Here is a 22,554-nt window from a genome sequence, read left to right on the forward strand (position 1 = left end):
AGATTTAGAGAGGTTATCTGATTAGTGTTACGGTACCTTTTTTCCTGACTACCTGCCCGCTGTTAAGCGTTACATCTGCGTAGTACACGTAAACGCCAACCGGTTGCGCACGGCCTTTATAGGTGCCATCCCAACCTGCAGCCTTGTTGGTAGTGCGGAACTGTTGTTCGCCCCACTGATCATACACCGCAAAGGTTAAGCTCTTGATGTTGGTACCGTACACATACAGCACATCGTTATTACCGTCGCCATTTGGTGTAAAGGCGTTTGGTATAAATATGCCGTCGCCAAACGGATTAGAGCTGGTGCCGGTAACCGCGTTGGAGTTTGCACTTAATTGACAGGCACTTGCACCCAGTGCACGTACCACAATGGTAACCGATTGGTTAGGGTTTAGCCCGCCAACAGTGTGCGTTAAACCATTAGCGCCAGAGCTTGGTGCTATGTAAGTAGCACCATTGTCCAGGCTTAACTCGTAGCCTACTGCACCAGGTATGGCGCTGTAAGTAAAGGTTACGCTTGATGTGGTAGTGGTTTGTACGGTTACCACCGGTGCAGGCAGCGGGCCTAACACCTTAACGGTAACCGCTGCACGTGTTGCAGATACGCAACCTGTAGGTGTACTTACGGCCTCTACATAGTAGGTTGTGGTATTGGTTAATACCGGCGTAGTGAAGTTAGCACCTGTGAACAGCGCCGTTCCACCTGTTGCATCAGCGTACCATTTTAAAGTGGTGCCTGCTTCTGATGTTGCAGTAATGGTGGTGCTGGTATTAGGGCAAATTTCCGTACCGTTTGCAGATGCTACCGGTACAGCCGGGCCCTGATTAACGGTAACCGTTACCTGTGTACGTGTGGCTGAAGGGCAGCCATCTTCATTAAGTGCTTCTACATAATAAATAGTATTGGCATTTAATACCGGCGTAGTGTAATTAGTACCGGTGAATACGGCAGTGCCTCCGGTAGCAACGGTATAGAATTTATAAGTAAAGTTCGGCTGCGCACTGGTAACGTTCAGCACCGCACTGGTACCTGCACAGGTTGTTACCGGCACATCGTTAGCTATAACCGGTGGCGTAGGTGCCGGCCTTGTGGTTACTTGTACCATGGCCAGGTTGCTGCTGCTGCAACCGTTGCTGTTAAACGCAGCTACATAAAAATTGGTAGTTGCTGTAATAGCATCTGTTACATAGGTTGGCCCCGTAAACAATACGGTAGTTTGTGCCGGCGAGCTGTACCATTTGTAAGTGATACCATTTTGTGGAGCGGCCACACTTAGCGTAGCGCTGCTACCAAAGCACACGGCAACATTTGTTGCCGTAACGGTTGGATCCGGAGGCAGCGGACTAACGGTAACCGTAACCGGTGTACGGATTGATGGGTTACAGTTGACTGCGCTTGCAGCTTCAACATAATAGGTTGTTGTTGCAGAAATATTTACTGTGTACTCGGTACCTGTGTAAAGCAGTGTGCCACCTGTCGCAGCGCTGTACCATCTGTAAACCAGATCGGCTTGCGGGTTAGCAATACTGATGGTGAAGTCGCTACCATCGCAGGCTACCAAACCACCTGCCGGTGCCTGTACCTGCGGCGGATTTGGTGCAGGTGTAACAGTGATATCTGCACGGGCGCGGGTTGCACTTGTACAGGTTCCTCTCACCGCCTCAACAAACAGCGATACGTTTGCAGTTACATTGTTAAGCGTATAGCTCGTACCTGTAAATACCGGCGTGGCCGAAGTTACATCTGTATAGAAATTATATTGCTGACCGGCTACCGGGTTGTTAACGCTGATAGTTACTGATCCGCCACTACAAACTGTAGTGTTAGTTGCGTTAAGCATAGGTGCATCTATAACTCCGGTTACAGTAACGGCTACGGCTGTGCGGCCACCATTGTTGACACAACCGCCAGCGTTGTTCACAGCTTCAACATAGAAAGTTGTGTTTTGGCTGATCGGCGCAGTGGTAACAGTTGCACCTGTGTAAACAATAGTGCCTGCAGTTGCAGTGGTGTACCAATTGTAGGTAACACCTGCATCTGGGTTGGTTACGCTTAAAGTTGCAGTGCCGCCTGTACAAACCTGTACGTTAGCTGCATCTACACCCGGTTTAGCCGGGCGCGGATTTACAGTAACGGTAGCTGTTGTGCGCGATGGGCTTGTACAGGTTCCGTTGCTTAATTCAGCGTAATAAGTACTGTTGGCAAGCGGCGTTACGGTGTAGCTTGCGCCGGTGAATAAAAGCGTGCCATTTGTGGCAGCATTATACCAGCGTACTGTACCTGTACCTGCGTTTGTAACGGTAAAGGTTACGGTTTCGCCGGCGCAGATAGTTGCTGCAGTTTGGTTTAGTGTTGGGTTAACCGGTGATGGCGTTACGTTTGCAGTTACCGCTACACGGTTAGGGTTAGCACAACCGTTTGATGTGCGGCTGCTGCCTACATAATAGGTTGTTGTAGCATTAAGTACCGGTGTGGTAAAGCTTACACCCGTACCTGCTACTATGTTGCCGGTAGCACTGGTGTACCAGGTGTAAGTAACACCTGCCTTAGGGTTGTTAACAGTAAATGTTGCTGTTGAACCCGAGCAAATATTTACAGTTGATAGATTTACTATAGGGGCATCAACCTGTTTGCTTGCGTAGTAAATATCAGCTGTGTTAAACACGGCTGCCACTGCACTGTTCAACCTTATTTCGATGCGATCAAAGGCAGCTTTTGGCGCAAACCTGATAATAGCGGTACGGCCACCGGCAAGCACTCGCAAACCGATAAGGCTGCTGCTCAGGTTTATCCTGTCGCCGTTATATGTACCACCGTTATAAGATGCTATCTGTAATTGGTTAAGCACCGTTGCCGAAGCAATAGTAGCCGGGATAGCTATCTTAACTGTAACACTATCACCTGCCAGGCCGCCATCGCTGAAGATCAGTTGCTGGGCCACATACGAGCCAAGCACCGCTACCGGCATGTTTAGGCGGGCAAAGTTTGTAGTGTCGGTATCTATGGAGTTATTAGGATTAGTTATTGAACATCCAACACACAGCAATCCGCCGTTTACATCTGTTAATTGAGTTGATGCGAAATCACATGATGTTGAGAATATCGGATTTACCGTAACAGTTACCGGCGTGCGCGATGCACTGGTACAACCTGTTGCCGTTAACACTGCCTCTACATAGTATGTAGTATTGGCTGTTAATACAGGGGTAGTGAAGGTTGCCCCGGTAAATATTGCGGTACCACCTGTTGCAGAGGTATACCATTTAAAGGTAGCACCCGCAGTGGTTGATGAAGCTGTAAGTGAAGCGGTTTGGCCTGATGAGATCTGTCCGCCAGCCGGGGTAATGGTAACTGTTGGATCAGCCGGTGTAGGGTTAACATTAACCTTAACCTCAGCCCTGGTTGTGCTAACGCAAGTGCCTGAAGCAGCCTCCACAAAATAAGATCTGCTGGCAGTAAGCTCAGGCGTTACAAATGTGGCGCCGGTAGCTACTGGTGTTCCACCTGTGGCAGTAGTGTACCAGTTAAAGGTAACGCCCGGCTGGGTTGAGCTTGCAGTCAGCGTAGCTGTAGAACCTGAACAGGTTTGTACGGTGCTTTGCTGCACGGTTGGTACCAATGGGGTAGCAGTTACATTAGCTGTAACCTGCGTACGTGCCGAACTACCGCATCCTCCCGCAGCCTGTGCTTCTACGTAATATGTGGTATTAGCGGTAAGCGGGCCGGTCGTAAAGCTGTTACCTGTTGCTAAAGGTGTACCACCTGTTGGCGTAGCGTACAACGCAAAGGTTACACCGTTTACGGCGGTAGCAGTAAATGTTGCAGGCTGACCTGAGCAGACAGTTACCGTTGGCGCAGCTACCACCGGCGCATTAGGAGCCGGCGTTACGGTAACTACTATCGGAGTACGAACGGCCTGAGCACAACCGTCGGCTGTGCGGCTTGCTTCTGCATAATAAGTAACATTTGATGTAAGTACAGGTGTGTTAAAAGTTGCACCTGTTGCCACCGGCGTACCGCCTGTTGCAGTTGTATACCATTTAATGGTAACGTGGCTTGGGGCGGTTGCGCTTAGTGTTGCTTGCGTTCCGGCGCAGGCGGTAACACTTGCAGCTGTTACCGTTGGCGCAGCAACCGATTGTGCCGCATCATAAATATTTAATGCGGTTAAAACGCCGGCAACGCCGGAGTTCAACCTTACCTCTACCCTGTCGAAATCTGCGGTAGCTTTAAATGCCACGCGGAAACGGCTGGTGTTGTTTAATAAAGTGATGGTAAGTAATGCACCGTTAAGAGCTGTTCTATCATTATTAAAGGTAGCGCCATTGTATGTAGCTAAACTTATTTGCGATAGTACGCCTACGCTTGCAAGGCTGCCCGGGATACCCATTTCCACAATAATGCTATCGCCTGAACGGCCAATATTGGCAAACCTCAAGGTCTGATCGGCATAGCCGCCCAAAACTCCGATAGGTACATTTAATTGAGAAAATGTGTTACGGCCGTTATCAACGGCACCGTTTGCGTTTGATATACCACATAGCGCACATAGCAGGCCGCCACCAACTGTATTGGTTTGTGCAATTGCCGCACCACAAGGCACAGGGTTGGTAGACGTTGAGTTAAGCGTAATTGCACCCGGTGCCCTTGTTGCAGATCTCACACCGGCTTGCGTAACGGCTTCTGCATAGTAAGTAGTTGGTGCAAATACCGACGGCGTGTTAAATGTTGCGCCGGTATATACGATTGTACCGCCGGTTGGCTGCGTGTACCAGTTAAAGGTAACGTTAGGTGTGGTTGATGATGCCACCAAAGTTGCCGATGTACCCGGATCTACCGCTTGGGTTGGCGGTACTACCGTTACATTAGGCACCACAACCGGTGTTACCGTAACCGATGCCGGTGTACGGTCTGGTGATGGGCAATCGCCTAATACTGCTTCGGCATAATATGTTTTGTTTGCCGAAAGTGCAGGTGTAGTGAACGTTGCACCCGTGAACACCGGTGTGCCGCCGGTTGCCGCCTCGTACCATTTGATAACCGTACCTGTAGCACCGGTAGCCTTAAATGTAGCAGTTTGGCCGGCGGTAATGGTTGTGGTTGGTGGTACAACTGTTGGTTTAGAAGGGGGATTGTTTACAGTAACTGTTATAGGATAACGCACCGGGCTAACGCAGGTACCGCGGCTATACTCCACATAGTAAGTAGTAGTAGCAGTTAGGTTAGCGGTGGTATAAGATAGACCTGTTTTAAGCGCAGTGCCTCCGGTTGGGTTGGCAAACCAGCTGATGGTACCGGTAGTAGGCGCCGTAACAGTTAGCGTTGCCGGACTACCGCTGCATATTTGCGGCGAGCCATTACCAAATACCGGTTTAGGGAACTGCTGTACAGCATAATAAACATCAAGCGCGGTAAGCAAACCTGCAACACCCGCATTTAAGCGGATCTGCACCCTGTCGTAATTACCGGTTGCAGGGATGAAAACACCGTAACGGTTACCCGGACCTAATAAGCGCAGTGTAAGTAAATTATTATCAAGCGTGTACCTGCCTACCTGTGTACCACCATTGTATAACGCCACCGAGATCTGGCCAAGCAAACTTACATCCGCCAAACCGACGGGTGAGCGGAAAACAAGCTTCACAGTATCGCCCGCGAGGCCCGGTTGTTGGAACACGAGGTTTTGTTCCTGGTAACCGCCCAATAAACCCGCTATTACGTGCAAAGTTGAAGCAGTGGTTGTATCTGCATCTGTAGCAAGTGCGCCATTTTCAACAAAACAGCCAACGCAGAGGCCGTTAGTATTACTTGTTTGCACGTTTGCAAACGAACATGGCGAATTATTATTGATGTTTACGTTGATGGTGATGGATGTTCGCGCTGCTGATTCGCAACCCGCTGCGTTAAATGCAGCCACATAATAGGTTGTATTGGTAAATAAAGCAGGCGTGGTGTAAGTATTGCCGGTAAATACAGGGGTGGCTGCGTTGGCAGATGTATACCACCTGTAAGTAACTCCTGTTTGGGCATTGGTTACACTGACGGTTGCAGTTTGGCCAGCCGTAATAGTTTGGTTGCTTGCAGCCAGTGTTGGGTTAGCCGGTTTGGGCGATACTGTAACGTTTGCCTGCACACGGGTGCCGCTTTCGCAGCCAGTTGCACTTACAGCCGCGGCATAATAAACTGCATTTGCAGTTAAAGCAGGTGTTGTAAAATTAATACCTGTGTAAACAGGTGTGCCGCCTGTTGCTACGGTATACCAGTTGTAAGTTTGCCCCGCCACAGGCGTAGCTATTGAAAGTATAGCCACATCGCCGGTACAAATAGTTACATTGTTGGCCGTTAGCGTTGGCACTGCAGGTAGCTCACTTAGCGTGGCAGTAACTTGCGTACGTGTTGGGCTTGGGCAAGCGCCACCTGTGGTAGCCTCTGCAAAGTAAGTTGTTGTGGCGTTTATTGCAGGTGTAGTAAAGCTGTTACCTGTTGCTAATACCGTGGTGCTGGTAGCCGTTGCATACCATTTTATGGATACGCCCGTAACCGGGGTAGCGGTAAAAGTGACCGTTCCACCGGGACAAACAGACAAGTTATTATTAGCGACAACGGGTGCAGCCGGTACTGGATTAACAGTCACGGTTACCTTTGTGCGCTCAGATTCATCGGTACATCCGTTGCGCATGGCCGAAACGTAGTAGCTTGTTGTAGCAGCAAGCACACCTGGTGAAAATGTTGTACCTGTGAACACTGCGGTACCGCCGGTTGGCTGGGTATACCATTTAAACACAGTATTAGGCACTGCAACAGCCGTTAATGATACCGGGCTGCCGGCACAAACATTCGCGTTATCAGTGACTACGTTGTTGAATCTGATCACAGGTCGTGGTATCAGCTTTTCGGCCTCAAATAGGTTCAGGCTTGATAGTACATTGGCAATACCGCCGCCAAGGCGCAGTTGTACCCTGTCAAATGCCTTTGCAGGCGCATAGGTTACGGTAAACCTGCGGCGACCGTTCACCAGATCGAGCAAACGGAGGTTGATCAACGCTGAATTAAAAACAACAGCATCATTATTGTAAGTATTGCCGTTGTAGGTTGATATAGAAATGTTGGCCAGCACACCCGCATCTATCAGCGCAGGCGGCAAAGCCATAGTAAGGCGAACTGAGTCGCCTATGGTTGATAATCGTTCATAAATAACGGTTTGCTGTGCGTAAGCCCCTACTGCAGCTATGCCTGCATTAAGGGTTGATGCCGTATTGATGTTACCATCAATAGCATTTTGTGGGTTGGCAACGCCCCCCACATCAACACCAAGGTTAAGCAACCCTGCTGATATCCCATGCAATTCGTCGAACGCGTTGTTACAGGCAACGTTTGCCGGCCCGTTGTAAAAGGCGTCGTAAACGTAAATGCTGCTTAGTGCGCCAACCAGGCCACCACCGAGGGTAATGCGTATCCTGTCGTAAGTTGCTGTTGGTGTAATGCTAAGCTGTAACTGGTTGTTGTTGCTTAAAGCTGTTAAAAGGGTATTAGCAGCAATAGCTCCGCCCACAGGTGTATTGCCATTGTAAGCGCGAATAGTTATGCGCCCCAGCACCGTAAGGTCCAGCAAATTATCGCCTGTGCCCAGTTTAACTGTTACAGGCGTGTTAGCGGCAACCTTGGCTGCACCGGGAAATATAAGTTCCTGGTAGGTTGATGCGGCTACACCTACCCCAACCCTAATTACCGAGTTGGTTTGCAGGTTGCCGTCAACGGCAAGTGCGGCGTTGTCAACAACACAACCGAGACACAAAATGTCGTTACGGCCGCTTTGCTGTGTTGTAGCGAAGTTGCGCTGCGCAATTACATTGAGAGTAGTACAAAGCAGTAGTAGCAGAACGGCTACAAATCTGCTAAAGTAGGTAGAGGTTTTCATGCATAGAGTGTTAGGTTTGATCTTGATCCTAATTACGCTCTTGAAAACCGAATAACCTTAAAGCACTTTGTTCATTTACTGGTCAGCTTTACCATTTTATTCACAAAAAGAGTGGTCTATCCATTTTGTTCATTATTTTAGCTGCTCAGAGAAAAAAACTTATTCCAATGAATTGCATTGGCGGGAGCCAAAGCTAACTGATGTAATTGCACAGATTTAACAAGTCAACGCTTAAAACATCAATTCATTATTTATTAATCTAAAACACCAAAACAAATGAGTGAATCTTTTTTCCCTGAAGGAAGCATCCCTGTTATTGAAGCCGACCAGATGATCGCTAATTGGAAAGCATTCCTTACCGACCAGGAGCCTGACTTTGACATCCGGTCATTCCTTATCCCCATTGCAAGTTTTACTAACATTGTACAGTTTAATCCTGATGCAGAGGCTGTACGAGTGCACATCGGTCTTGAGATCGCCGACGATCCAACCTCTGCAAAACTTATTTTTATTCCGGTAGTGGATGGCAAAGAAGTCCGTCGTATTATCATGCCTCAGGGACAGCCCGGATCCGGTACCGAGGTTGAAGGTGGTGATGGAAGTCAAAGCAACACTTACGACATGAGCAAATCTTGCCCACCTTATTGTACGGAAGAACCTCCAGTAGAATAATCAGGCTAATCGAGACTATCAGCTACTTTGATAATTATCTTTTTGCCGACAGTTTTTTGATTTTAAGGGGATGATGTATATAGCTTTAATTATCTTTAGGCCTTGCACATCCCCTTTTTATGTTCGACTTTTATTCCACGTATATTGTACCAATCAGCGCGCTTATACCCATCTTTATTGGCTTAAGAAATTATCTTTGTTTACCCGCACCATTTAAACTTCTTCTGTTTTTTACCATTGCAGGCAGTTTGTTGAATTTGATTTCCCTTATCATGATGGCTCATCACTATCACACAGTGGGCTTATTCCATTTCTATACTATACTTGAATTTACTTTCATTACACTTATCTTCAGCTATGTCTATGATAAGCGATGGCGGCCATATATGTATTTTATGGTAGCCATCTTCGATATTTTTTGTGTTATTAATTATTTCTTCATTCAAAATAAAATAGAGTTTAACACCTACTCGCGGCCAATTTGCGCATTTATAATAGTAGCGTTTTGTATGGGGTATGTGATCAAAAAAGGCGCGGACGAAAAAAAATGGACAGACGATAATTTTAATTGGATTAACGCCGGGCTTTTGATGTATTACGCAGTTGGGTTCATCATTTTTATTTTTTTTAACTTTTTTTTAGAACGAAACATATTTACCGATATAGTATGGACATTTCATGATACTATATTAATCATAGAATATGTTTTATTTGCAATAGGTTTTAGCAAATGCAGATCACAAATAACGATAACACAGCCGTCCTGATCATTCTTGCCATGGTGGGCGTGTTCATTTTCGTCTCCGCCTTTATCATTTATTCAGTCCGAAATCAAAACAAACTGCTTAGGCAACGCCAGGAATTTCAACAGGCGCAAATAGAGCACCAGAAAGAGTTGCTGCGTGCCACCATTGAGATGCAGGAAGCTGAGCGCAAAAGAATAGGGCAAGACCTGCATGACGATGTAGGCTCAACCATATCGGGCCTGAGATTGCTTATAGAGATGTTTAAACCTACCGGAAAAGATGACGATAGCTTTAAAGAGTTTTCCAGATCAAGCAAAACCATCATTGATAAGATAGTTAAAGATGTGAGAAACATCTCACATAACTTGTCGCCTACTACCCTACGCTATTACGGTCTGTCAGCAGCTGTTGCAGAGCATTGCACCATGATCAGTCAATCCGGCAAACTAAACATTGATTTTATAAACGAAGCTGAACAGGAACTTTCTGAGTTACCCATCAACACAGCAACAGCACTTTACAGGGTTTTAGAGGAATTGCTTAACAACACCATCAAACATTCTGGCGCAAGTGCTGCTGTTATAACGGTCAAAAGAAGAGACAATATCCTGCTATTAGACTATGCGGATAATGGCAAGGGCTTAACGGTAAGCCCTGAGATATTTAAGAAAGGGATGGGTATGCAGAACATTGAAAGCCGACTGCTCAACATCAACGCAAGTTACAATATTCCGCTATTTGATAACCAAGGATTTAACATTGAGATAAGTTACCCTATCCCATCTCCTAAAACTGTTTAACCCCAATGAACAGGCGGATAAATATTGCTGTAATTGATGACCAAAACCTGTTCAGGCAAAGTTTGGCCGTTTTAATAAATTCGGTCGATACCTTTAATCTGGCCGGTGAATATCAAGGTGGTAATGATTTTATAAGCGCTTTAGAAGCAATTGCCGAAAATATTGACGTAGCTATTGTTGACTTGGATATGCCGGATATGAACGGTATAGAGCTCAATAAATATTTACAGGCAAATTATCCGGCGATAAAAGTGGTAGTCCTTACTGGTCACGCCAATGAAATGCTGATAACCCAGATGATCAACAGCGGCGCTGCGTCGTATCTGCTTAAGAATTGTGAAGCTTCAGAACTCATTTACACGATCGAAGCTGTCAATAAAAATGGTTTCTATTTCAATGCTGAAGTAAAGCACGCCCTTAAAAATACCAATCTGCAACGCGCTGTTTTAACTAAAAGCATGAATCAGTTACCGGCTAAGCTTACCCGGCGCGAACTTCAGGTGCTGGAATTAATATGTAAAGATCGCAACAATACGGAAATAGCTGATAAGCTGTTCCTTAGCGTCCGCACTATTGAAGGTCATCGCAACTCTCTAATGAACAAAATTGGTTGCCAAACCATTGCCGGACTGGTTATGTTCGCTTTAAAACATCAACTGGTTGATCTTTCCATTTAGAAACCACGTAGAATTACGTGATTTACAGTTTTTCTCGGCAGCTCTACTGTTAAAATCCAACCTTTTAGAGTTAATTTTTAACCTATTAGAAATATTATATCAATTTAAGCGAAAATATATCATTACAGATTATAGTATTCAGCAATTCATTTTCTTCGATATTATTGCCATCCTTTTTGTATAACTTGTTTAACTATATTTACGTACAAACCAATTATTCTGAAAAGTTTTAATAATTTAATCGGAAAAGCGTAGATGGATATCATATTTATAACAAATCAGATTAAATTTGATATATTGAACACAGGTGGCATGCCAGCCCAATACCCCTACAACTTGCTGGCTAATACACCGTTAACAAAAGTTGGCTATAACAGCGCTGAGCGCTGCCGCCTGCTTGAGCAACGGTTGCATCAAATTGCCTTAGATTATAATACCGGTAGAAGAATAAGTGCCGGAGATGTTTCTGAAGAACTGACTGTACGCGAGTGTATAAAACTGGTTATTGCATAAAAACATGTTAACGTCCATCTTACTCTTAGCTTATGACGTCATTTTTACCACAATATTATGAACTACTGAAGCGAGCTGTTATCGCAACATCGGGATTAAGTAATATTACCCCGCATGATTGCCGCATTATAGCAGCTGACATTATTAGGCATACCAAACAAAGCGTAAGCGAAACTACGCTTAAGCGTGTATTTGGTTTTGCTTACAGCAAGTTTAAGCCATCAATTTTCACAATTGATGTAATGGCAAAATATTGTGGATTTAAAGGTTGGGAAGATTTTTGCCACAGCCAGGAAGTTAAACCTAACAAAACCACACTATATACCACGCCTGATTGGGACAGCTTAAACCTAAACGCCCAAAAGATCACCAATTTTACATTACAGGTACTTCGCAATAAATCTGGCATACCGTATAGTCAAACCATCACCAGGCGTATTGTATCAGACCATCTGGACGATTTTGTAAATAACCATTATTCTGCTACGGTGCTTGCTGCACCAGCCGGTCACGGTAAAACCATAGCACTTTGCCATTGGATAGAAGAACGCTTGTTAAACAACGGAGCAGGCAACAATCAGGATGTTGTACTGTTTTTTAGTACCAGCGCATTGATGAACGCCTTTTTAAGCGGGCAGGATATTAACCACTGGCTGCTTGCCTTACTTGGTTATACTGCTAATGACGATGTTGCTGCGATGCTAAACCAACAGCGCGAAAAGGGCGGCAATTTTTACCTGATCATAGACGCCTTTGATGAGCATGTTTACAAACCAGAACAATATAAATTACTGCAGGCGCAATTATTGGATATTTTAGCATTGTACCAAGGTTCATCCTGGTTCAAACTCATCGTTACCATGCGCTCATTCACTTGGATAAACAACAGGCACGAGTTTAACCTTAACGATGAAAACTGGTTTATCAGGTTCATAGGCGATGAAAACAGCGCGCTGAACGTTCCCTTATTTGATACCGGCGAAGTGAGGCAACTGGCATCAAAAATAAACCAGGGAAACACTAACAATATTTCTACAGATATAGCCCTTCAATTTAGCCATCCGCTTTATTTTCAATTTTACTATAAACAAAACTCACAAAACTTTTGCCTTAATAACATCAGTCAGGTATGCATGTATGAGCTTGTTTCAACATTTATACTTAATAAAATTTATATGGGCCAAAGCTCGGCAGAGAAAATGCTGCTTATACAAGGCCTGGCTGATGAAATGGACATTGCCAGCGGTAACTTTACGGTGCCGCGCGCAAAGGTTAATGGTTTAATTAAGCTTTACTACCAGGCGTATCATGAACTACTGAGTATTGGATACCTTCGTGAGATCAATAAAAGCACGGGCTTACACTATAATTCATTTATTGAATTTACTAACCAGTATTTCCAAAATCATGCTCTGGCCAAGTCATTGCTATATAATAACAATTCTATTTTTGACGAGAGCCTGATAGCACAGATAAACAACCTGTTTGAAACTAACGCCCAAAAAGTGCCCGTACTACAGTGGTGTGTGCTTTATGCATTTAAAGCCGGGCAGCATTGCAATTTTGATCTGCTTACGCACGCTAAATTAAGCTTAACTGAAAAGGCAGACCTCATCAACTTTATGGGTGATATGTTTTCCGAACAATGCGCCACCCAAGGGCAAAGCGAATCGTTAAGATCCTTCTTCAGACAAGACTGCAGTCCGGAGCTTTTCAACTACTTCTTCGGGCTCGAATTCATCAGCCTAAAATATAAACGAACCTTGCAAGGCTTGCTTAAATTTAATTTGAGTAACCGCAAAAAAGCGCTTATACATACTGCCTTAGCGCTTACGGCTATTTTAAGGTTCGACATGAACGAACTGGAAGAATGCATTGTAAAGCTCAAAGCCCTACCATCAGAAAGCTTTAACCGCTTTGCTATAAATCCTGTTAAATGCCTGGATGCTATCTACAGTTTTCTGAAGACAGGCGAAATAAAACGTGATGTTGGACAGGAGCTGACAAGGTTTTACTTTAATCCACCAAAAGAGGGTAACTATTTTACCAATACTGCTTCGCATGATATGCTGTTCCTTTTAGGCGCTTACACGCTTATCATCTTTCAAAAGCCACTTAAAACACTGCGCTATATCAGTACGTTGGAGAAAAATTACAAAAATCCTAAGGTATCAGCACAACATGGCTACTCATTTATTATCGGCCTGATAAAAGCGGACTGCTACTACAGGCATGGCCGCACCGTTGAACTTTCAGAGAGCTACCAGCTTTATAAGGCGCTTTACAGGCAAAGCCCGGAAACTTTTACAGATTATATGAAGACTGCCTTTTACGCTCTTCGCATAAAGATCAATCTTTTAGAAAAAGACTACATCCATATCATTGATAATACAAGGGCATTTATGGATGTGGCAGGTCAGCATAATCTTTCAAAGTGTATCATGCTGGGAACCATCGTCAATAACACGGAACTTGTTAATGTTTATCCGGAATTTTATAAACAGTGCCGTTATGAATTTTGCAAACTAAGCAGAGAACTTGGCTTGTTAAAAGAAGTTATCTTTCCGGAAATGACTATTGTTCAGCATTAAAGCTCTGCATGCACCCCACGTGTAATTAATTTGTTACAATTAGAGGATTAGCTATCTTTGCCGAAAACATAACTCTCAAATGACGTTTAGTATGAACCGTGCAACCGCAGCACGTAACGCTATATATTTCCTTTGGTTTAGCATTAGCCTTTTCCTTGTTATTAAAACTGTTTGTTCGCATCAATCGCTTAATAACTACCTTATATTTAAGCATAATTTTCTGAACGTAACGCAACAACTAAATCTTTACGTTCAACAACCAGAATATTACTATGACCGTAATCATTACGGCCCGGTATTTTCGCTGCTAATAGCCCCGTTTGCCTTATTGCCAGATAGTATTGGGGTTGTGCTTTGGGTGTTTTTTAACGCTTTCTTTCTATTCCTGGCTATCAAAAAACTTCCGATCAAAAGCAACCTGTCTGACTATATATTGTTGCTATGCACTAACGAATTAGTTGGATCATCGCTTTACTTTCAGTTCAACCCCAGTATAGCTGCATTTATTATTTTCACCTTTTACTTCATCAACACCAAACAAGATTTTTGGGCAGCACTCATGATCATGTTAGGCACCATGACTAAACTTTATGGCATCGTAGGCCTGGCTTTTTTCTTTTTCTCTGATCACAAACTGAAACTTATAAGCAGCCTCATATTTTGGTCGGCAGTATTGTTTGTGCTGCCGATGGCGATATCATCTCCGGCATTTATTGTGCGAACCTACCGCGATTGGTATTATGACCTTGTGGCGAAAAACACAGAAAATATGTCCTCAGAGATGCAGAATATCTCTGTACTTGGGATGATAGCAAGAGTATTTAAAATCAACAACCTGAACAACCTGGCAGTGATAGCTCCTGCACTTTTGCTTTTCCTGCTGCCTTACTGTCGGATCAGCGCTTATCGTTATACCCGTTACCGCTTATTGCTACTTGCCTCTGTATTGATATTTACAGTGATCTTCAGTAGCTCAGCAGAATCGCCAACTTATGTTATTGCTTTAACTGGTGTAGGTATCTGGTTCATGAACCTTAAACGGCCGGTAACCAAATTTGAGATATTCTTACTGGTGCTTGCTATAATTTTAACGAGCTTTTCTACTTCAGACATCTTCCCGGAATTTTTGACCAAGAATTATGTGAACCCTTACCGCCTAAAATCGCTACCCTGCCTTATTATCTGGCTTAAAATAATCTGCGAAATGCTAACACGTAATTTTGAAGCCGAAGAGAGAATTGTAAACGCATCGTAAGGATTACATGAGATATAATGTGTGATTAAAATTTTATCTATATTAGTAACTTAAATGTTACAAAAATTTAAAATAGCTGTATCACTTGCTTTTTAATTACCGTAATGTTTAAATAAAGTATTAATCACCCTATCTAATAAACCCGATGCCCACCCGCAAATTAATATCTGTAGTTGTGCCTGCACACAACGAGGAAGGCAATATTAGTGAACTTACTAACCATATTATAGATTTATTTAAGCCACTTGATTACAGTTACGAACTGATATTTGTGGACGATGGCAGCGAAGATAACACGCTAAACGAGATCAAGCTTAATGCTCGCCTGCAAAGCAACGTTTATTATGTTGAGCTTTCAAGAAATTTTGGTAAGGATTATGCCCTAAAGGCCGGGCTTGCCCTTGCCAAAGGTGATGCAGTAATAACCATTGATGCAGATATGCAGCACCCGCCCCAGCTTATCAAAAAAATGCTCAACTATTGGGAAGATGGTTTTGATGTAGTTTATACTTACCGCGAAACAGCGAACAAGCATGCACAGATTTACCAGCGCATAACATCTAAACTTTTTTATAAGGTTATTAACGCCCTTTCTGACGTTAAATTAGAAAATGGTATTGCCGACTATCGTTTAATAGACACAAAGGTTGTTAAGCAACTAAAAGAACTTGATGAATCTGAGATATTCTTTAGAGGGATTGTAAAATGGGTTGGTTTTAAACAGATAGGCTTCCCATACACGCCATCTAAAAGGCACATGGGCAACGCGAGTTATTCGTTTTTTAAGCTGCTCAAATTCGCCATTGGTAATATTATGGCCTTTAGTCCGCGCCCATTGTATGTATCAGCCGGCATAGGGCTTGGTTTTGCAGCATTAGCTATTTTATATTTTCCATATATATTGATCAGTTACTTTGAGGGGTATGCAGTACCCGGCTGGGCCTCTCTTATCGCTTCTATTGAGTTTTTGGGTGGCATGCAATTGTTCCTGCTCAGCGTCATCGGCATTTATGTGGGTAAAATATTTGCGCAATCTAAGAACCGACCAAGCTACATTATTCGGTCAACAAATGTAGTCACAGCGGCACGTCAAGAATTGGATTTCCCGCTTAACTGATGATCTTACTTGGTTTTGATCTTGAAGAGTTTGATCTGCCTATTGAGCTTGGCAAGGAAATAAATTTTGATGAACAATTAGCTGTCTCAACAATTGGCAATGCCGCGGTGCTGGCATTATTGAAAAAATATAACATCAAAGCCACCTTCTACTGCACGGCTAATTACGCTGACCACAAGCCGGATGTGATAAAGCAAATAATAGCAGATGGGCACGAGGTGGCTTCTCACGGATATTACCATTCCGCTTTTGCTACCGAAGATCTTTTGCGGTCGCGACTAAGATTACAGGAAATTACCGCCGACGCGGTTACAGGATTCAGGATGCCGCGCATGATGCCGGTTGATGAGGAAGAAATATCTAAAGCAGGTTACGTTTACAACTCATCATTAAATCCTACCTGGCTACCGGGGCGTTATAATAATTTTGATCAGCCTCGCACATACTTTTATAAAAGTGGAGTATTGCAACTACCGGCTTCCGTTTCGCCGTTGTTACGCATACCATTATTTTGGTTGAGCTTTCATAACCTGCCCATGTGGCTGCTTAAAAGCCTTTGTTCTTCAACCTTAAAAAAAGACGGCTACCTCAACGTATATTTCCATCCCTGGGAATTTTTTGATCTTCCAACAAAGCCACAATATGGCCTGCCCTCTTATATTGTCAGGAATTCAGGGCAAAAACTTCTGAAAAGGCTTTCCGAGATTATAGAATGGGCACAGAGCAAACAAATTGCATTTGGCTGCACCGTTGATTTTGTTGAAACGTTGATAAGATAGATCTGCTTATCTTATCTTTGTAAGGCACCATATATTTCCGCAGACAGCAAACCGCTACCACCCCCGAAATGCTGAACGATCTTTACTTTTGTGTTTATCGCAATAAATTCCTCCCGCAAGTTTGCTTCAGATTCAGCTTCAACACCTGCGCCAATTAATACCACATTATGTTTGGTTAGCATAAAAGCTTTAACAGCTTTGTCATCACTCTGGCAGCCTGTGGCATGCCACTCCGGGTTATTGTTGATCAGCCTTACAACTGTCGCCAGAATATCCGGATGGCGGCATACCACCAATATCTCACACTTTTTCATCATCAAAATTCCATTGGTACTTCCATTAACAAAAACTCAGCGTCGGTTTCAGCAGTGATCGAAAACTGATCAGTATCCCAGATCCCTAAACCATCGCGGGTGTTCAGTAGCACATTGTTTACGTTAACATCCCCCTTTAAAACAAAAACGTAAACGCCCTGTCCCGGTTTGTGCATTTTATATTCTGTTGTTATGCCTTTATTAAATTCGCCGAGGTTAAACCAGGCATTTTGGTGGATCCATACCCCTGCATCATCCGGGTTTGGTGATAATACCTGCTGCAATTTATTATGGCGGTCTTCAGCCTGCAAAGTAAGCTGATCATACCGTGGTTCCACATTACGCTTATTAGGGAACACCCATATCTGCAAAAACTTTACCTGGCTGTTAGCTGCTTTATTGTACTCGCTATGATAAATGCCAGTGCCTGCGCTCATCACCTGTATATCCCCGTTTTTGATCACAGCAACATTATCCATGCTGTCGCGATGTTCCAAGTCGCCCTCCAACGGTATGGATATGATCTCCATATTATCATGCGGGTGTTCGCCAAAACCTCTGCCACCGTCAACACTATCATCATTCAAAACTCTCAGGGCGCCAAAATTTATCCTTTCGGGATTGTAATAGTTAGCGAAACTAAATGTATGATGACTTTTTAACCAACCATGGTCTGCAAAACCACGGGTTGCTGCTTTATGCAATACTGTTTGTGCCATTGTAATTGTTATTTGTTGATACAAAGGTACAAGCCGTTGCACTGCTTGCACTTAATGTAGGTTAAGTGTGAGGTTAAAAAATATTTGTCGAATAAATGATTGGCTTAAAAGAAAAAAATCGCCCTTGCGGGGCGATTTAAAATTAGTGGAGAATATCGGAGTCGAACCGATGACCTCTTGCATGCCATGCAAGCGCTCTAGCCAGCTGAGCTAATCCCCCGTGTGGGCTGCAAATATATCATTATGTAAGTAAAATGGAAAAGAATTTTTAGTGCGGATATCCGTTTACTCAACATTATCTTTCATATTCTCCTCTTCAAGGTCAAGCCGGTTCTCTATCAGGCGGATCACATCATCATCAAAGCCTTCCTTTTTGCGGAAGTAATGGAGTTTACTCCTCTCTTTTTCGGTAACGGCTGTCATGATGCGTCTATATTCCTTAACCAGTTTGTTGGCCCACTCTCTTTCGCCATCACCTTTTACAGAACACTCCAGCAGATCAATCTTATTTTTAACAAACTCGTACTTATGCAATAGCAATGGGTTGCTTTGCATTTGGCTATCGTATTTTTCGTCCATTTCTGCCACGGCAGTATTCATTAATTTTAATTCAATCTCTACTATCTGCTGGTCGTCTGGTCTTTGATCGATACCTTTATCCGGTTTCACGACCCTTATCACCCACGGGAGTACCAACCCCTGCCCCACCAAGGTTACAACGATGGTAACAAAGGTGATGAACAGTATTAAGTTGCGATGGGGAAATGCCTTTCCGTTTTCAAGCAGCAAAGGAATTGATAGTGCCGATGCTAATGATACTACACCACGCATACCTACCCACCCAACGATCAAGGGATTACGCCAGCCCGGATTGCTTTGTGCAACTGTAATGTAGCGGCCCATAAAACGGGTAAATACCCCAGTAAATATGCCGGCAACCATCCTGGCAACTATCACCACTAAAGATATTACCAATGCAATTACAAGCGCAGTACCCATAGCAACAGAGCCAATGCCTTTTGCTATATCCGGCAATTGCAATCCTATCAAAAAGAAAACAACAGCATTCAATATAAATACAATTGACGACCATAGCGCCCCCGACCGCAGCCTGCTGCTATGCGAAAAAACAAAGTGATTTTGGTAGGCGATAAACAAGCCCCCGCTAACAACTGCTAATACACCTGATGAGTGAACCGCCTCTGCAGTAATATAAATGATATAAGGTATAACCAAGGAAATGGCTATGTCCAGATCAACCGTTGTGGGCAGCCATTTATATATGGCGTAAAATATCAATCCGAACAAAAGCCCGATGAAGATACCCGACATAACTACCAGTATAAAACCACCTGCTGCTGCCCCCCACGTAAAGTGATTGGTTAAAATTGCCGCCAAAGCAAACCTGAATATGGTTAAGCTAGTAGCATCATTCAGCAAACTTTCACCTTCTAATATGGAGACCATGCCTTTAGGCAGCTTTACGTATTGCAAAACAGCCGTGGCGGCTGCGGCGTCGGGCGGAGATATAATAGCCCCTAACAAAAATCCCTGCTCCATAGTAAAGCCCGGAATAAGCCAATGGCTTACAAACGCTACGGCAATTGCTGTGAAAAGTACGAAACCTATAGACATACCACTGATGATACGGCGCCAACGCCATAACGCCTTTAACGACATATTTTGCGCAGCATCATACAATATAGGCGGCAGTATCACCAGAAATACAAGATCAGAATCGATATGTATGATAGGAACAGCGGGAATAAAGCTGATCAATAAGCCCGCAAGGGTTAAAAAAATAGGGTAGGCAATCTTCAATCTGTTGGCCAGCAGAACCAATAATGATACGCTGAACACAAGCCCAAGGCACAGCACTAAAACCGAGTGAGTATTTTCCAATGGAGGTGAATTTTGGTTTAAGATAATCAAATATACATCGTGATGCATCACTGCGAAAGATACTGGACTAAATAACAGACAACGACTATGAAAAGTTTATAAAAAAGTAAAGCCCCTGATGGGCAGGGGCCTTTACTAACCAATTATAAACCTAAATTATGAGAAGACTTTTTATTAAATTTTAATAGTGTAAAAGTAACACTATCTTTTAAATCAGAAAATAAATTTTGTAATTAAATTGTAACCTTTTGATTTGCAACCTAATTATTTTATCGCTCTCGCAACGATGAAGCAAATATATTAACATTCATCAAAATAATCATAATTTTTTCAATAAAAACTTAAAATTTATCATATAAAAAGCCGAGATAACTTGTTATTAACATTAATTTAACCAATAAATAGTAATAAATGTTTAATAAAGTGATTGATTTGCTAATTTTTATATCATTTTACGTGCTAAAGCTGCATAATTGATCAGTTTAAATCATAAATAACCAAAAAATTTAAAAATAATAGCGTTTGGTCGTAAATACTTCCCTATAATAGAAGATTACAATACAACCTTACACTTGATTATTCAAAACCGAACACATTTATAATTGATTTGCATCATTTTTTTAATGTTGAGAGTACATTTTTGATCACGTGGTATTGCTAATACTAAAAACCCATTTCTGAAACGGTTTAAAATCCACTCAAATTATCTAATATCAACGTTCACTTAGATATTTTTCACTTCTCGCAATTTTTTTTCTCCGATTTGGAATTTTTGGCATTCAATTGGAACAGCATATATCAAACAACGTTACTATGGCTATCGATAACATTATTGAGAAAAACGGCGACGAAAAGGAATGGGACAACCCAGGAGAGCCGGAGAAAACCTCAGACAGCCGCGACGAGGAGCAAGTGGAAAGGCAACACAGAGAGGCAAAACGCAGGCACGATAATTTGACTGAGAACCAGGACGAAGAAGAAGACAAAAACAAAGACAAATAACTATAACTGAATATAAAAATACTTGAACTATGAAAACTCAAAAAACAGCAACAAGCAAATTAGTTAACCGTTTCGATAAAGAGCTAATGAACATTTTGATGAGTGATCTAAAAGCGATCAAATCAAAAAAAGCAGCTTAATGATTTAAAACATCTACACTAAAACTAAAACAAAAACACTCACAACAAAATATTTACCTATGAAAACCTACAAACAAGCTACCAGCAAATTAGTTGCGCGTTATGATAATGAGTTAAAGAACTTGTTGATGGAAGACCTAAAGGCTTTCAGAGAGCGTAATCAATTCTCAAGCAACAAACAGAAGGCTGCGCAACAACAGTTGTCAGCTGCCTGATCTACCATATATCATCTATTCTATTTTAAACATTTCACCTTTGAGAGACTTAAGGCTCGGCTACCAGATAGCGGAGCCTTATTTTTTTGAAGCATACTTCAAAATAAGCGAAGCAGTTTTAGCAGATGCGCCGGGCAGGCCCATCCGCTCATCAAGAAGATCGTAATTACGTAGCATTTCAGTCCGATAAAGATTGTCGTTCAGTAACTTATTCAGCTCTGTAGCGATAACCTTTGGATTACAATCCTCCTGTATTAACTCTTTCACCACCAGTTTATCCATAATAAGGTTTACAAGTGATATAAATTTAATCTTTACCAGCATGCGCGCTATGCCAATGGTTAAAGCATTTCCTTTATATAAAACCACCTGTGGCACGTTAAACAAAGCGGTTTCTAAAGTAGCAGTTCCGGATGCGACCAGCGCAGCTTCGGCATTGCAGAGAATATCATAAGTGCTATCGAATATAACGGGCACGTCGGCACCGTTCAGATATTGCGAATAGTAATCAGCATAAAAGGAAGGCGCACCTGCAACAACCAGCATAAAATCCGGAAACCTTCTGGCAGCAGCTGCCATATCAGGCAGTAAGCGACTGATCTCTTGTTTTCTGCTACCGGGAAGCAAGGCAATGATCTTTTTATTTTGGAGATTATGCTTCTCTCTAAAATCAGGATCAGGGGTAAATGCATCAACAGCATCAAGCAGCGGGTTACCGACGTAGTCGATATCCATTCCCCACTCCTTATAAAACTGCACTTCGAATGGTAAAATACAGAACAGATGGTCTACAATGCGTTTGATTTTTAAGACACGTTTTTGATTCCAGGCCCACACTTTTGGTGAGATGTAATAGCAAACCAGCAAATTATTTTGCTTTGCAAACTCCGCTATCTTCAAATTAAAACCCGGAAAATCTATTAATACGAGAACATCTGGCTGATATTGCAATATATCTTGCTTACAGGTGCGTAGGTTTTTGAGGATCGTTTTCAGATTAAACAGCACTTCTACAAAACCCATAAAGGCCATATCGGCGTAGTATTTTACCAGGGTGCCACCTTCGGCCTGCATCAGGTCGCCGCCAAAGTATCTAAAATCTGCATCAGCATCGCGCTCCTTCAATGCTTTCATCAAGTTTGCCCCGTGCAGATCGCCCGAAGCCTCTCCGGCCACCAGGTAGTACTTCAT

At 43.1% G+C, this 22,554-nt stretch carries 15 protein-coding genes and 1 tRNA gene; 10 read left to right on the plus strand and 6 right to left on the minus strand.

From position 1 onward, the window contains the following. Positions 1-13: 13 nt before the first annotated feature. The gene (locus INP83_RS20370) at positions 14-7,921 is read right to left on the minus strand and encodes a gliding motility-associated C-terminal domain-containing protein (RefSeq protein ID WP_219125710.1); all 7,908 of its coding nucleotides are present in this window, start codon (positions 7,919-7,921) and stop codon (positions 14-16) included. Between the two features lie 276 nt (positions 7,922-8,197). Between INP83_RS20370 and INP83_RS20375 the strand changes: the two genes are divergently transcribed. From INP83_RS20375 to INP83_RS20410, 8 genes are all read left to right on the plus strand, one after another. After that, positions 8,198-8,593: a hypothetical protein gene (locus INP83_RS20375; protein ID WP_219125711.1), complete on the plus strand. Its 396-nt coding sequence runs from the start codon at positions 8,198-8,200 to the stop codon at positions 8,591-8,593. Positions 8,594-9,323: 730 nt separating this feature from the next. Next, on the plus strand, positions 9,324-10,139 hold the full coding sequence (locus INP83_RS20380; RefSeq protein ID WP_219125712.1) for a sensor histidine kinase: 816 nt from the start codon (positions 9,324-9,326) through the stop codon (positions 10,137-10,139). A gap of 5 nt (positions 10,140-10,144) precedes the next feature. After that, positions 10,145-10,816 carry a response regulator transcription factor gene (locus INP83_RS20385; RefSeq protein WP_146272736.1) on the plus strand — a complete coding sequence of 224 codons (672 nt, stop codon included), beginning with the start codon at positions 10,145-10,147 and terminating at the stop codon, positions 10,814-10,816. Between the two features lie 255 nt (positions 10,817-11,071). Beyond that, positions 11,072-11,329, plus strand: a complete 258-nt coding sequence (locus INP83_RS20390; protein WP_146272734.1) for a hypothetical protein — start codon at positions 11,072-11,074, stop codon at positions 11,327-11,329. A gap of 32 nt (positions 11,330-11,361) precedes the next feature. Beyond that, a complete protein-coding gene (locus INP83_RS20395; RefSeq protein WP_219125713.1) occupies positions 11,362-13,920 on the plus strand; it encodes a hypothetical protein in 2,559 nt (852 codons plus the stop codon). Between the two features lie 91 nt (positions 13,921-14,011). Continuing rightward, positions 14,012-15,175 carry a glycosyltransferase family 87 protein gene (locus tag INP83_RS20400; RefSeq protein WP_219125714.1) on the plus strand — a complete coding sequence of 388 codons (1,164 nt, stop codon included), beginning with the start codon at positions 14,012-14,014 and terminating at the stop codon, positions 15,173-15,175. A 145-nt stretch (positions 15,176-15,320) separates the two neighbouring features. Beyond that, the gene (locus INP83_RS20405; RefSeq protein ID WP_219125715.1) at positions 15,321-16,292 is read left to right on the plus strand and encodes a glycosyltransferase family 2 protein; all 972 of its coding nucleotides are present in this window, start codon (positions 15,321-15,323) and stop codon (positions 16,290-16,292) included. Then, positions 16,292-17,071, plus strand: coding sequence for a polysaccharide deacetylase family protein (locus INP83_RS20410; RefSeq protein WP_219125716.1), 780 nt, complete (start codon positions 16,292-16,294; stop codon positions 17,069-17,071). The genes INP83_RS20405 and INP83_RS20410 overlap by 1 nt, the downstream gene beginning before the upstream one ends. Positions 17,072-17,082: 11 nt before the next feature. Here the strand turns inward: INP83_RS20410 and INP83_RS20415 are convergent, their stop codons facing one another. The 4 genes from INP83_RS20415 to INP83_RS20430 form a co-directional block, all read right to left on the minus strand. Further along, positions 17,083-17,388, minus strand: a complete 306-nt coding sequence (locus INP83_RS20415) for a hypothetical protein (RefSeq protein WP_219125717.1) — start codon at positions 17,386-17,388, stop codon at positions 17,083-17,085. Continuing rightward, positions 17,388-18,104: a pirin family protein gene (locus INP83_RS20420; RefSeq protein ID WP_219125718.1), complete on the minus strand. Its 717-nt coding sequence runs from the start codon at positions 18,102-18,104 to the stop codon at positions 17,388-17,390. The genes INP83_RS20415 and INP83_RS20420 overlap by 1 nt, the downstream gene beginning before the upstream one ends. Positions 18,105-18,250: 146 nt before the next feature. Further along, positions 18,251-18,324 (minus strand) — tRNA-Ala (locus INP83_RS20425). 65 nt (positions 18,325-18,389) lie between these two features. Beyond that, positions 18,390-20,006 (minus strand): Na+/H+ antiporter, encoded by a 1,617-nt coding sequence (locus tag INP83_RS20430; RefSeq protein ID WP_219125719.1) that lies wholly within the window; start codon positions 20,004-20,006, stop codon positions 18,390-18,392. Between the two features lie 813 nt (positions 20,007-20,819). Between INP83_RS20430 and INP83_RS20435 the strand changes: the two genes are divergently transcribed. Then, a complete protein-coding gene (locus INP83_RS20435; RefSeq protein ID WP_186458793.1) occupies positions 20,820-21,008 on the plus strand; it encodes a hypothetical protein in 189 nt (62 codons plus the stop codon). Positions 21,009-21,207: 199 nt separating this feature from the next. After that, positions 21,208-21,363, plus strand: a complete 156-nt coding sequence (locus INP83_RS20440) for a hypothetical protein (protein WP_186458792.1) — start codon at positions 21,208-21,210, stop codon at positions 21,361-21,363. A 78-nt stretch (positions 21,364-21,441) separates the two neighbouring features. Here the strand turns inward: INP83_RS20440 and lpxB are convergent, their stop codons facing one another. Then, positions 21,442-22,554 (minus strand): lipid-A-disaccharide synthase, encoded by a 1,113-nt coding sequence (gene lpxB / locus INP83_RS20445; RefSeq protein ID WP_219125720.1) that lies wholly within the window; start codon positions 22,552-22,554, stop codon positions 21,442-21,444.

It is taken from the genome of Mucilaginibacter sp. 21P (assembly GCF_019331605.1).
GTDB lineage: Bacteria > Bacteroidota > Bacteroidia > Sphingobacteriales > Sphingobacteriaceae > Mucilaginibacter > Mucilaginibacter achroorhodeus.